Origin of the sequence: Parasphingorhabdus sp., assembly GCF_039982395.1 — a bacterium.
Lineage (GTDB): Bacteria > Pseudomonadota > Alphaproteobacteria > Sphingomonadales > Sphingomonadaceae > Parasphingorhabdus.
In genome coordinates this window covers 839,333-852,187 of sequence record NZ_JBDWYO010000006.1, presented here as the reverse complement: position 1 = coordinate 852,187, position 12,855 = coordinate 839,333, and the positions used below count along the sequence as shown (strand labels likewise).

Below are 12,855 nucleotides of genomic sequence, written 5' to 3'. Positions count from 1 at the left end.
GTGCTATTTGTCAGCAGGTTACATGATGGAGAATGTGATTCATGGCAAATGATCGAGACATTGTGATCGTCGGCGGTGGTCCCGCCGGAATGATGGCTGGCCTGCTGTTCGCGCGCGCTGGATTGAAAGTGGCTGTGCTAGAAAAACATGCGGATTTCCTGAGGGACTTTCGCGGCGATACGGTTCATCCGTCTACATTGGAACTTTTCCACCAAATGGACATGCTGGATGATTTGTTAGCACTGCCCCATTCTCGGTTAGACCAAGCTTCAATCCATATCGCTGGCAGACAAATGAAAGCGCTGGATTTCCGGCATCTGCCTGTCGCTGCACCCTATATTGCGATGATGCCGCAATGGGACCTGCTCAACTTCATTGCGACCAAAGCCAAACAATATTCCGGTTTTGATTTGCGCATGAAAACGGAAGCGGTTGACCTTTGCTATGACAAATCTGGTCGTGTGAGCGGCATTGTGACCAAGACAGGAGATGTTCTGGATGCAAAGCTGGTCATTGCAGCGGACGGCAGAAGGTCTGTGCTGCGAGGAAAAGCGGAGTTGCCATTGCGGAACATCGGGGCGCCCATGGATATTTTTTGGTTTCGCGTCGACAAGCCGACGGGATTTGGGGGGGATGTATTTGGAACGATCCAAGCGGGTCGTTTCATGGTCATGATTGATCGCGAAGATTACTATCAATGTGCCTATGTCTTCAACAAGGGACAGGCGGATCAAGTGAAGTCTGCAGGACTCGATGCCTTTCGCGCTGGCCTGCGGTCTCTCGTTCCCGACCTAGGTGATGCTTTCGAACAGATAGCCAGCTGGGATCAGGTAAAGATGCTGGAAGTCGCGCTGGATCGATTGGATTGCTGGCATCGTTCTGGCTTGCTGGCGATTGGCGATGCGGCCCACGCGATGTCACCCATTGGCGGCGTCGGTATCAATGTCGCTATTCAGGATGCCGTGACGGCCGCCAATATCCTTGCATCTCCCATGGCGAGAGGGGAGGGGGCTGATCCGTTGCTGGCGCAGGTCTATGCCCGGAGAATAAAAGCGGTGCAGCGGATGCAGGCATTCCAAAAAATTGCACAGGACAGGGTGATCGCTCCGCTGTTGCGGCGCACCAAACCGATCGAAAAGCCGTTTTTCATGTTGCGGCTGTTCAATCGTTTTGCTCTGCTTCGTCGTATTCCCGGGCGGATTATCGGACTAGGATTCGGGCGAGAGAAAATTCAATCGCCCGAAGTTCCTGTCAATCCGCTATGATTTTTCCCAGTTTTCCATTTCTTTTTCTAGATTAGAGCGAACCGCTTCGAAAAACTGTTCGGTTGTCATCCAGGATTGATCTGGTCCGATGAGGATCGCGAGATCCTTGGTCATATTTCCGGATTCAACGGTCTCGATGCAGACGCGCTCCAATGTTTCTGCAAAGCGCGTTACATCCGGTGTATCGTCAAATTGGCCGCGATAAATCAGGCCACGTGTCCAAGCAAAGATCGAAGCAATGGGGTTGGTTGATGTTGCTTTGCCTTGCTGATGCTGGCGATAGTGACGGGTCACCGTGCCATGGGCAGCTTCTGCTTCAACACAATCACCGGTTGGTGTCATCAAAACCGAGGTCATTAGTCCAAGCGAACCAAAGCCCTGGGCAACCGTGTCGGACTGGACATCGCCATCATAGTTTTTGCAGGCCCAGACAAATTTGCCGCTCCATTTCAACGCAGAAGCAACCATGTCATCGATCAGACGGTGCTCGTAGGAAATTCCGGCCTTGTCGAACTTCTCTTTGAATTCGGCCTGGAAGACTTCTTCGAACAGATCTTTGAAGCGCCCGTCATAGGCTTTCATGATCGTGTTTTTGGTCGACAGATAGACCGGCCATTCGCGGATCAGGCCATAATTCATCGATGCGCGGGCAAAGTCGCGGATCGAGTCATCCAGATTGTACATCGCCATGGCAATGCCAGGGGAGGGGAATTGAAACACTTCTTCGTCAATTTTCGTTCCATCATCGCCGTCAAAGACCAGGCGCAGCTTGCCGGGGCCAGGAACCTTGAAGTCGGTTGAACGATATTGATCACCAAAGGCGTGACGACCGACAACAATGGGGTCGGTCCAGCCTGGGACGAGCCGCGGGACATTATCGATCACAATGGGTTCGCGGAACACGACGCCACCAAGAATGTTACGAATAGTGCCGTTCGGTGACTTCCACATCCGCTTCAGACCAAATTCTTCAACCCGGTCTTCGTCCGGGGTGATGGTCGCGCATTTTACACCCACGCCATATTTTTTGATCGCATTGGCCGCGTCGACGGTGATCTTGTCGTTGGTGTCGTCGCGCACTTGGACAGCCAGGTCATAATAATGAAGGTCTATGTCGAGATAGGGCTCAATCAACCGTTCGCGAATCCATTGCCAGATGATCCGTGTCATTTCGTCGCCATCAATTTCGACGACCGGGTTTTTGACCTTAATTTTCGACATATCGTTTTTTTCTTTCCTGAAACGTGAACAAGACGGGAGGAGTAACGTTGCGAGCCTCTTAGCAAAGATTGTCATTTGTTCAACCTTGAGTTGCTAGCTCCTTCGAAGTTGAATTATCAATATGTGAACGCGAGTGTTGTCAGAACAATGGCCCGGCTCTAAGTAGCGACCATGGCGATCGAGAAATATTCGAACAAAGGGCTGGGGGAAGCCAAATGGTCTTTCCCTCCTGTGCACCCTGAAGGCCGCAAATTTGCGGTCATCGCTGCAGCGATCACCGCTGGTTTGGCCTTCATGGCTTGGGAGACGCTTGCTTGGCCAATGGCCGCTGTCACCATATGGGTTCTGGCTTTCTTCCGGGACCCAAAGCGAGTCACTCCGCTGGATGAAAAATATATTGTTGCGCCCGCTGACGGCCTAGTGAATTTGATAATGCCCGTGATTCCTCCTCTGGAATTGCAGGGTGAGGGCGGCCTGGGTAGCGAAGAAGTGACCCGCGTTTCCATTTTTATGAGCGTCTTCGATGTCCATATCAATCGCACCCCGATTGAAGGAACGGTGACGCGTCAGGCTTATATCTCCGGAAAATTTCTGAACGCTGACCTGGACAAGGCCAGCGAAGAAAATGAGCGGCAGCATTTCCTGGTCGAGCGCACTGACGGGCTCAAGGTTGGTTTTACACAGATTGCCGGTCTGGTGGCTCGCCGGATCATGGCCTTTGTCAAGGAAGGCGATTTCGTTGCCGCTGGACAGCGTATCGGTCTGATCCGCTTCGGCAGCCGCGTCGATGTTTATTTGCCCAAGGGAACGATGCCCAATGTTGTTGTGGGCCAGCGGTCCATTGCCGGTGAAACGATCATCGCCGTGGTTGGCGAGGTGAAAGAGATTGAAGGTGTCGGCCAATGATAGCGAAATTGACCAAAAGCCGGTTGTTTCAAATCTGATGGCTGATGATGGTTCAGTGAAACGGCCCGAAAAAGGCATCTCTCTAAGAGCCTTTGTCCCGAATGCTGTGACGGCTCTGGCGCTTTGCGTCGGATTGAGCAGTGTCCGCTTCGCATATTTTGAGAATTGGGTGTTAGCGGCGGCCGCTATCGTTCTGGCTGGCATATTGGATGGCCTAGATGGACGGATTGCCCGTCTGCTCAACGCCCAAAGCCGTTTTGGTGCCGAGCTGGACTCGCTGTCGGATGTGATTGCATTTGGCGTGGCGCCAGCGTTGGTGATGTTCCTATGGTCAACGCAATATATGCCGCAATTTGGTTGGGTCTTGGCGCTCACGATGGTTGTCGGCTGTGCGCTCAGACTGGCGCGTTTCAATGCATCCATTGATGATGAGGACCAGCCGCATAAATCCGCTGGCTTCCTGACGGGCATTCCTGCGCCGGTGGGCGCCGGCCTGGCGATGCTGCCGCTATATCTATGGGTGATCACAGACCTGGAAATATTCCGTCACTATGGAGTGGTGGCCCCCTGGATTGTTCTGATCGCTTTTCTGATGATGTCCAATACCGCCACCTTCAGCTGGTCATCATTGCGTTTGCGGAAAAACATCAGACTGGAAGCTATCGCTGTGATTGCTCTGCTCGGGGTTGCGCTGATAAATGCGCCCTGGATTATGTTGACGGCAATCAGCGTTGCTTATCTGATTTGCATTCCATTCAGCATTCGCGGCTATTCCAAAGTCAAGCGGCAGCGCGCAGCGGAACTGTCTGCAGCGAGCGATGGTGAGTCATAAGCTGTTTGGTTTTGACAACCCGATGGCGATAGACAATCGGTTGAAAAACGGTTTCCGACTGCCCGATCTTCATTTCACTTTGAATGACGCTCATGATCTTGTCGCGATATTGAAAAAACATCATCGCAATGACGGTAACAGAGCCGAGAAACGCAAGTGCGAAAACAGTTGAAATAGCGATGGAGAGCATGGGGAAATCCTGTTGTTCTTTCGATGGACCCTTAATGTTCCATTTATGTTCTCATTGTCAAGAACAATTTTGCTCGCTCCGAAAATAGGTCGAGAAAATCGCAGGGGCCATAATCATATATCGCGCCAGAGCACGTTCACAGGATCTCATATATATTGCCTCGAGGATCAGCGCCGGGGCTTGTCTCGATGTGGCCGCATTGCAAGCGCCGCCATCGAGTGGTCGCGGCTTTGGATTGTGACCCTCAGACAAAAGAAGGGGTGCCCGTCCATCATCCAGTCCGGCAATGGACTGTGCTATTCTCGTGTTCGGTCTGGATGGCTAGTTTCGGAAAGCATGGTGCTTGTTATTGGGGTCTTCTCGCACGAGCTCGTTGATCAGGTTTTTCAGTCGATGATTTTCCGCCAATAAGTTGCTCATCGGGTCGCTCTTGGCCATCAGCATGAACGGATCATTTGCGTCAGGAATGATAATATTTGCGGGTCTTCGTCTGAATTTGGAAGAATTGCGTATAGATGCTTTTTTTCTCGGTGGGCGGAGCCAATCGCGAACCAGTCCAACCATTTTGCTCTGATCCCATCGGTTCTGGAGATCTGCCCGCATCTGGTGAAACAGCACTGCAGGGCTGTTCGGACTATATCTAACAATCTGCTTACTCTTACTATCTTCCATATTTACCCCCTAAAGGCATCATTAAGACACTATATATTGTATATCATGCGGTCTTTAAGGGTTCGATTAATATTTGAACCAAAATGGATCTATTCATCCGGCCGAATGGGCTTCCTCATCTGAGGCGGGCTTGGGCAAGCGTTCTATATCGCCAGATATGGTCAGCATCTATGCGTGTGTAGCCAAAATCAGACAGCAAATGCGGATCGCTTGCTTATCGCCATTCCTTGTCGGCTGTGCGTCTGTCAGTATCCTGCATCAATTTGTGGTTGCATTTCGTTGCACTTCGCCTTAACGGCACGCTCATTCCACATGGAAAGCACTCATACCGGTGCCAATAGCGGTCTTTCAGGTCGTTTGAGGTTCTCAGCTTTCCAGAGGCATAACCGGATAAGGAGAAATATTATGGCGGCCCCTGTCGTCACCCTACAGCAATTGATTGAAGCCGGAGCGCATTTCGGCCACCAGACCCACCGCTGGAACCCAAAGATGAAACCATATATCTTCGGCGCCCGCAACAGTGTCCATATTCTTGATCTTTCACAGAGCGTGCCTTTGTTCGCACGGGCGCTTGATTTTATCGCCAATGCCGTTTCGGCTGGCGGCAAGGTTCTGTTCGTTGGTACCAAGCGTCAGGCGCAAGAGCCTATCGCCGAAGCAGCGCGCGCAAGCGGCCAGCACTTCGTCAACCATCGCTGGCTCGGTGGTATGCTGACCAACTGGAAAACCATTTCCAACTCGATCCGTCGTATGAAGACTTTGGAAGAGCAGCTTGGTGGTGACACCGCTGGCTTCACCAAGAAAGAAGTTCTGCAGATGACGCGTGAGCACATCAAGCTTGAACTTTCGCTTGGCGGCATCCGTGACATGGGCGGCATTCCTGATGTCATGTTCGTGATCGATGCGAACAAAGAAGAGCTCGCAATCAAGGAAGCCAATGTTTTGGGTATTCCGGTTGTGGCAATTCTCGATTCGAACGTTGATCCCAGCAACATCGCTTTCCCGGTTCCGGGTAATGACGATGCGGCTCGGGCCATTCGTCTCTATTGTGAATCCGTTGCGGCAGCGGCAACCAAAGGCGGCCAAGACGCTTCGGTTGCAGCTGGCGAAGATCTCGGAGCAGCAGTGGCTCCTCCGGTCGAGCAAATTGTTTCAAGCGAAGCCAATGCTAGTGCAATGGCTTCCGGCGAAGAAGCAGCGGTTGCTGATATTGCTGAGATAGCGGCAGAAATGACCCCGGCTGAAGAAGCGCCTGCTGCGGCAGAGCCAAAAGCCGAAACAGCAGCTGTTGAAGCTCCTGTAGAAGAAGCAAAGGCTGAAAAGAAAGCGGCTCCTAAGAAAGCCGCCGCCAAGAAGCCTGCTGCCAAAAAAGCCGCAGCCAAGAAAGATGACGACAAGGCAGACGCAAAAGCCTGATCTTGAAGCATCTTTCTGCGGTCATATATTGACGGCATAGAATATTAACCGGGGCGGCATTTATGTCGCCCCAATTTCACATTTCCCGACCAAGAAATTGAGGAACTAAAAATGGCTATTACAGCAGCAGCAGTGAAAGAACTGCGCGAACGCACCGGTGCGGGCATGATGGACTGCAAAAAAGCACTGAACGAAACAAATGGTGACGTTGAAGTGGCAGTGGATCTGTTGCGGACCAAGGGTCTCGCAGCGGCACAGAAAAAATCGAGCCGCACTGCGGCCGAAGGCCTTGTTGGCGTGACGGTTGAAGGCACGCGCGGCGTTGCCGTCGAAGTGAACAGTGAAACCGATTTCGTTGCGAAAAATGACCAGTTTCAGGATTTTGTTGCGAATGTAACGCAGGTTGCTCTCGGCCTTGATGGTGATGATGTAGCAGCTCTGTCGGCTGCGGCGCATCCTGCGGGCGGCACGGTTCAGGAAGTTTTGACCAACAATATCGCAACCATCGGAGAAAATCAGGCAATCCGCCGGATGAAAACTGTGGCGGTTTCAAGCGGCCTTGTCGTTCCTTATATTCACAACGCGGTAACACCTGCCATGGGTAAGATTGGCGTTTTGGTGGCTCTGGAAAGCACGGCAGGTGCCGACGTTCTTGAGCCACTCGGCAAGCAGATTGCTATGCATATCGCAGCGGCTTTCCCACTTGCACTGAACGCAGACGGTCTTGATCAAGACATGTTGGCTCGCGAACGTTCTATCGCTGCAGAAAAAGCCGCGGAATCGGGCAAGCCAGAAAATATCGTCGAAAAGATGGTAGACGGTGCCATGGCAAAATTTGCCAAGGAAAATGCATTGTTGAGCCAAATTTTTGTGATGGACAACAAAACCCCTGTTGCCAAGGTTGTTGAACAAGCTGGTAAAGATGCAGGCGCTGAAATTAAGCTTACCGAATATGTTCGCTTCCAGCTCGGCGAAGGCATTGAGAAGAAGGAAGATGACTTTGCAGCGGAAGTTGCTGCTGCGGTTGCTGGCTGATCGCACAATAGATTGAATAATTCAGGCGGTAACGCTTGGCAGCATGGCGCGGACTATCTATGGTCTGCGCCATATTTGTTTTTGGGGCCGGATATTGATTCCGGCAGGATGGGATTTGCATGAAACGACCAGCCTTCAAGCGCATATTGTTGAAACTTTCGGGCGAAGCTTTGATGGGCTCCGGTGACTTCGGGATTGACCCGGAAACGGTCAACCGCATCGCTGCCGAAGTAAAGTCAGCGAAAGAGGCGGGTTTTGAGCTTTGCCTGGTCGTAGGTGGCGGCAATATTTTCAGGGGACTGGCCGCTGCGGCGAAAGGCTTTGAGCGGACGAGTGCCGATTATATGGGCATGCTGGCTACCGTGATGAATGCTTTGGCCGTCCAAAACGCGCTTGAACAAATGGGCTGTGACACACGGGTTTTATCAGCGATCCCGATGGCGAGCGTGTGCGAGCCCTATATCCGGCGCAAGGCGGTACGGCATCTTGAAAAGGGCCGTATTGTTATTTTTGCAGCAGGAACGGGCAACCCTTATTTTACCACAGACACTGCCGCAGCATTGCGCGCCGCTGAAATGGGCTGCGAGGCCCTTTTCAAGGGGACTAGCGTCGATGGCGTCTATAATGCTGATCCCAAGCTTGATCCCGAAGCCGTTCGTTACGAGCAATTGAGCTTTGATCAGGTCTTGACCGATAATCTGCGGGTCATGGATGCCAGTGCCGTTGCACTGTGCCGCGAAAACAAGATACCGATCGTTGTGTTTTCGATCCGTGAACAAGGAAATCTTGCAACTGTATTAAGTGGCGCAGGAACTGCGACCATGGTCGGAACAACCGAATAGATTTTAGAGGAAACAGCAATGGCAAAATATGACAAAGCCGACCTGCAAAAACGGATGAATAGCACATTGGAGGCGCTCAAGCATGATTTGAGTGGCTTGCGCACCGGCCGTGCCAACATCGCCCTTCTGGATACAATCACTGTTGAGGTTTACGGCTCAAATATGCCGCTCAACCAGGTGGCCACTGTTTCTGTACCCGAGCCACGTATGTTGTCGGTTCAGGTCTGGGATAAAGGCAATATCCAGCCCGTGGAAAAGTCGATTCGTTCGGCTGGATTGGGATTGAACCCGATTGTCGATGGCCCCAATATCAGGCTGCCTATCCCGGATCTGACCGAAGAACGCCGCAAGGAGCTCGCGAAGCTGACGGGGCAATTTGCTGAAAAATCCCGGATCGCCATTCGCAACGTCAGACGGGACGGCATGGATGATTTGAAAGCCGACGAGAATAAGAAGGAAATCGGTGAAGACGAAAAGAAGCGACTGGAGACCGAAGTCCAGAAGCTGACGGACGAAATGATTGCCGAAGCAGACAAGCTTTCTGAAGCCAAAGAGCAGGAAATCCTGACCCAGTGAAGCTTGGGCGCTTCAAGAACGGTTCCGAAGACCCGGTGCAAGGCGTGGCCGGAGTGTCTGGCCCGGCTTTTGGCGCCCGTCATATTGCTATCATCATGGACGGCAATGGCCGCTGGGCGAAGCGCAAGCATCTTCCGCGCGCTCTGGGTCATAAAAAGGGTGTCGAAGCGGTTCGCAACATAGTTCGCGTTGGCGGCGAAATGGGCCTGGAGGCTATGACGCTATATGCTTTTTCTTCTGAAAACTGGAACAGGCCGGAAGATGAAATCAGTGATCTCATGGGATTGCTTCGCCAATATATTCAATCCGATATCGAAGAATTTGTCCAAAATGGGGTGCGGCTGAAGGTCATTGGCAATTACAAGGCCCTGGACGCCGATATCGTAGGCATGATTGACAATGCTATTGAGAAAACGGCCGGGAATGACAAGATGACCTTGGCCGTGGCGTTGAACTATGGCGCACAGGATGAATTGCTTCGGGCGGTCCAGCATGTCGCCGCCCGTGTGAAAATAGGCGAGCTTGAGCCGGATGCGATCCATGTTGATCATATCGCCGGTGCTCTCGACACCGCAGAATTGCCGCCGCTGGACCTGTTGATCCGAACGTCGGGTGAATTGCGCTTGTCCAATTTTCTCTTGTGGCAGGCTGCCTATTCCGAACTCTATTTTACCGACACGCTTTGGCCGGACTTCGACAAGGGAGAGCTGGAGAAAGCATTGCAAGCCTTCGGAAGCCGTGAACGACGGTTTGGTGGGCGCTAGCCATGGTTGAACCCGCTGTTCCAGAATCTGGCAAAGCCAATGAACTGCAGACGCGCATTGTCGTTGGCCTGTTGCTGATTGCGGCGGCCGGGTTGGCCGTATATTTCGGCGGCATTTTGCTGTGGCTTCTTGTCGTGCTCATGGCGCTTGGCATTATCAGCGAATGGTCGGGATTGACGGGCCGCCTAGAGAACCGGCGCCTGGCGATGTACGCGTTGTCGGTGCCTTTGGCGATCATGTCGCCTTGGGCAGCAGGCGCTTCCTTTCTGGCATTAGGTCTGATCATTGGCGCGGCCATGTTCGTCGCGGTTTTTGATCGATCGTTCAAGCTTGCCACGGGTGTGTTCTACGCGGGCCTTCCGGCGCTGGCGATCGTCTATTTGCGAGACATTGATAACGGGATTTTGATTGTATTCTGGACGCTCGCTCTGGTTTGGGCGACCGATATTGGTGCCTATTTCTCAGGACGGGCGATCGGCGGGCCAAAATTGGCGCCGCAATTTAGTCCGAATAAGACTTGGGCTGGACTGATTGGAGGAGTTGCCCTGACCGCTGCAGCCAGCTTCGCGCTGCATGTCTATTGGGCGCTGCCCCTCTATCTGGTTTGGGTCAGCATCCCCTTGGCAATATTAGCGCAAATGGGCGATCTTTTCGAAAGCTGGCTCAAACGCAAAGCCGGTGCAAAGGATAGCGGGACAATCTTCCCGGGCCATGGTGGTGTGATGGACAGGCTCGATGGATTGATTCCGGTTGCTCCTGTTGTCGCATTGATAATGCTCGTCGAAAATCTGCCGGCCTAGCAATGACCAAATCGATCTCTATCTTTGGAGCGACCGGATCAGTTGGTCTGTCGACTCTGGACCTTGTTCGCCAGCATAGAGAGCAATATGAAATCGTAGCTTTGACGGCCAACAGCAACGCGGCTCAGCTTGCCGCGCTGGCCAAGGAATTTTCCGCACAGGTTGCTGTGGTTGCAAACCCTTCTGCTTATGCAGAGCTCAAACATCAGCTGGCCGGCACATCTATTGAGGCTGCTAGTGGTCCTGATGCGCTTGTGGACGCCGCTGCGCTGGGTGCGGACTGGACAATGGCTGCTATTGTCGGTTGTGCCGGATTGCCGCCCACGCTCGAGGCCTTGCGATGCGGCAAAACTGTGGCCTTGGCCAATAAAGAGGCCTTGGTTTCCGCAGGTGCCTTGATGATCGCCGAGGCGCGGAAGGCAGGGGCGGCATTGCTGCCCGTCGATTCGGAGCATAACGCCATATTCCAGGCGCTGCAGGGCGGACGAATCGATCAGGTCAGGAAGATCACATTGACTGCGAGTGGTGGCCCGTTTCGGACATGGACGCATGAACAGATGAAGAGTGTCACGCCGGAGCAGGCGGTTGCGCATCCTAACTGGGACATGGGCGCCAAGATTTCCGTCGACAGCGCGACCATGATGAACAAAGGCTTGGAACTGATCGAAGCCCATCATCTTTTCCCGGTCGGTCTCGAAAATATCGAAATATTGGTGCACCCCCAGTCGGTGATCCATTCCATGGTTGAATATCACGACCGATCCACGCTCGCTCAGCTGGGCGCGCCGGATATGCGCATACCGATTGCCAATACGCTGGCCTGGCCAGAGCGCATGACGACCAATTGTGACCCGCTCAATTTGGCCGAGATTGGTCGGCTGGACTTTGAACAGCCTGACGAGAGCCGCTTCCCGGCCACGAAAATTGCACGGGCCGCCATCATGGCCGGCGGCGCGCAACCTGCGATGCTCAATGCTGCCAATGAAGTCGCCGTCGCTGCATTCCTCAATCGAGCGGTTCAGTTTCTGGACATCACAGAGATTGTAACGCGGCTATTAGATAGTTATAGCCCACCGGAACCGAGCGAATTGACGGATATTTTTGCGATAGACAAGGAAACGCGCGTTCGGACCGAGCAACTGGTCGAGGAATTGAAGGTTTGACGGACAATCCCGGTATTTTGCTAACGCTTCTGGCGTTTCTCATTGTCATTGGCGTGCTCGTGTTCGTTCACGAAATGGGCCATTATTTGGTCGGCCGCTGGTGTGGTGTGAAGGCGGAAACCTTCTCTATCGGTTTTGGCAAAGAGATCGCCGGCTGGACCGACAAGCGCGGAACGCGCTGGAAAGTGTGTCTATTGCCACTGGGCGGCTATGTGCAGTTTGCCGGAGACATGGATCCGGCTGGCATGAAGAGCAAGGAATGGCTTGACCTTCCTGCTGCCGAACGAAACCAAACCTTTCAATCCAAGTCTCTATGGAAACGCGCGGCGATTGTTTTTGCAGGCCCGGCGATCAATTTCATCTTTGCGATCCTGATCATCATGGGCTTTGTGATAACCTATGGCACCAGCGCAACCCTGCCGGTTGCCAATGCGATTTCTGAAAATTCAACCGCTGCGGCTATTGGTATGAAGCCGGGCGACAGGGTTGTTTCGATTGATGGCGATGAAATTGATCTCTTTCTGGATCTTCAGCAGAAAATAGTCATGATTCCGAATCAGAATGTTGAGATTGTCTTTGAGCGAGACGGCCAACGGATCGTCAAACAGGGCACGATCGGCGTCAACATATTGAAAGACAGATTCGGAAACGAATATGAGCTTGGGCTTTTGGGCATGTCGTCCAGCCAAGTGGAGTGGAGAGAAGTCAGCCCGCTAGAAGCTCCAGCAGTCGCGGTGGAAAAAACAATCGGGATCGTGGATCAGATAACCACAACATTGGGTCAGGTTATAACGGGAAAGCGCTCTATTAAGGAGCTTGGCGGGCCTTTGAAGATTGCCCAAGTTTCCGGCGAACAGTTCAAGCTGGGCTTGGAAAGCTTCATTCTATTTGTGGCGTTGATCTCAATTAACTTAGGGTTCATCAACCTGCTGCCAATCCCGATGCTCGATGGAGGGCATTTGATGTTCTATGCAATTGAGGCAGTCCGGAGAAAGCCGGCCAGTCCGAAAATTCAGGAATGGGCGTTCCGATCCGGATTTGCATTGGTCATGGTGTTCATGCTGGTGGTGACATTCAACGATTTGTCGTCATTTGGTCTGTTCCGAGCGATCTCTGGCTGATTGACCATTGATTGACAGGCTGCATTGGGGCAGGGGGTTCGCGAAGTTGGTA

General features: G+C 52.7%; 13 protein-coding genes and 1 pseudogene. 12 read left to right on the top strand and 2 right to left on the bottom strand.

Annotation, left to right across the window (positions count from 1 at the left end):
- Positions 1-41: 41 nt before the first annotated feature.
- Entirely contained in the window at positions 42-1,265 is a 1,224-nt protein-coding gene (locus ABJV08_RS14240) for an FAD-dependent oxidoreductase (RefSeq protein ID WP_348037694.1), read from the top strand.
- Here ABJV08_RS14240 and ABJV08_RS14235 read toward each other — a convergent pair.
- Entirely contained in the window at positions 1,260-2,486 is a 1,227-nt protein-coding gene (locus ABJV08_RS14235; RefSeq protein ID WP_348037692.1) for an NADP-dependent isocitrate dehydrogenase, read from the bottom strand. The two genes, ABJV08_RS14240 and ABJV08_RS14235, sit on opposite strands and share 6 nt — an antisense overlap.
- 171 nt (positions 2,487-2,657) lie before the next feature.
- Between ABJV08_RS14235 and ABJV08_RS14230 the strand changes: the two genes are divergently transcribed.
- The 3 genes from ABJV08_RS14230 to ABJV08_RS14220 are packed head-to-tail and all read left to right on the top strand — an operon-like array spanning position 2,658 to position 4,396.
- Positions 2,658-3,392 carry a phosphatidylserine decarboxylase gene (locus tag ABJV08_RS14230; RefSeq protein ID WP_348037690.1) on the top strand — a complete coding sequence of 245 codons (735 nt, stop codon included), beginning with the start codon at positions 2,658-2,660 and terminating at the stop codon, positions 3,390-3,392.
- A 37-nt stretch (positions 3,393-3,429) separates the two neighbouring features.
- Positions 3,430-4,224, top strand: coding sequence for a phosphatidylcholine/phosphatidylserine synthase (locus tag ABJV08_RS14225; protein WP_348037688.1), 795 nt, complete (start codon positions 3,430-3,432; stop codon positions 4,222-4,224).
- A gap of 22 nt (positions 4,225-4,246) precedes the next feature.
- A complete protein-coding gene (locus tag ABJV08_RS14220) occupies positions 4,247-4,396 on the top strand; it encodes a hypothetical protein (protein WP_348037686.1) in 150 nt (49 codons plus the stop codon).
- A gap of 339 nt (positions 4,397-4,735) precedes the next feature.
- Here the strand turns inward: ABJV08_RS14220 and ABJV08_RS14215 are convergent, their stop codons facing one another.
- The gene (locus ABJV08_RS14215) at positions 4,736-5,086 is read right to left on the bottom strand and encodes a hypothetical protein (RefSeq protein ID WP_348037684.1); all 351 of its coding nucleotides are present in this window, start codon (positions 5,084-5,086) and stop codon (positions 4,736-4,738) included.
- A 405-nt stretch (positions 5,087-5,491) separates the two neighbouring features.
- Here ABJV08_RS14215 and rpsB point away from each other — a divergent pair.
- The 8 genes and pseudogenes from rpsB to rseP all read left to right on the top strand — a co-directional run.
- Positions 5,492-6,220 (top strand): annotated as a pseudogene (gene rpsB, locus ABJV08_RS14210) (30S ribosomal protein S2); the annotation flags it as partial.
- Between the two features lie 393 nt (positions 6,221-6,613).
- Entirely contained in the window at positions 6,614-7,537 is a 924-nt protein-coding gene (gene tsf / locus ABJV08_RS14205) for a translation elongation factor Ts (protein WP_348039602.1), read from the top strand.
- Positions 7,538-7,656: 119 nt separating this feature from the next.
- Complete coding sequence (pyrH, locus tag ABJV08_RS14200; RefSeq protein WP_348039603.1) at positions 7,657-8,379, top strand: UMP kinase; 723 nt, start codon at positions 7,657-7,659, stop codon at positions 8,377-8,379.
- Between the two features lie 18 nt (positions 8,380-8,397).
- Positions 8,398-8,955 (top strand): ribosome recycling factor, encoded by a 558-nt coding sequence (gene frr, locus ABJV08_RS14195; RefSeq protein WP_348039604.1) that lies wholly within the window; start codon positions 8,398-8,400, stop codon positions 8,953-8,955.
- 35 nt (positions 8,956-8,990) lie between these two features.
- Entirely contained in the window at positions 8,991-9,719 is a 729-nt protein-coding gene (locus ABJV08_RS14190) for an isoprenyl transferase (protein WP_348039858.1), read from the top strand.
- A gap of 2 nt (positions 9,720-9,721) precedes the next feature.
- Entirely contained in the window at positions 9,722-10,519 is a 798-nt protein-coding gene (locus ABJV08_RS14185; RefSeq protein ID WP_348039605.1) for a phosphatidate cytidylyltransferase, read from the top strand.
- A gap of 2 nt (positions 10,520-10,521) precedes the next feature.
- Complete coding sequence (locus tag ABJV08_RS14180; RefSeq protein ID WP_348039606.1) at positions 10,522-11,682, top strand: 1-deoxy-D-xylulose-5-phosphate reductoisomerase; 1,161 nt, start codon at positions 10,522-10,524, stop codon at positions 11,680-11,682.
- On the top strand, positions 11,679-12,803 hold the full coding sequence (gene rseP, locus ABJV08_RS14175; RefSeq protein ID WP_348039607.1) for an RIP metalloprotease RseP: 1,125 nt from the start codon (positions 11,679-11,681) through the stop codon (positions 12,801-12,803). The genes ABJV08_RS14180 and rseP overlap by 4 nt, the downstream gene beginning before the upstream one ends.
- The last annotated feature ends 52 nt before the right edge of the window (positions 12,804-12,855 follow it).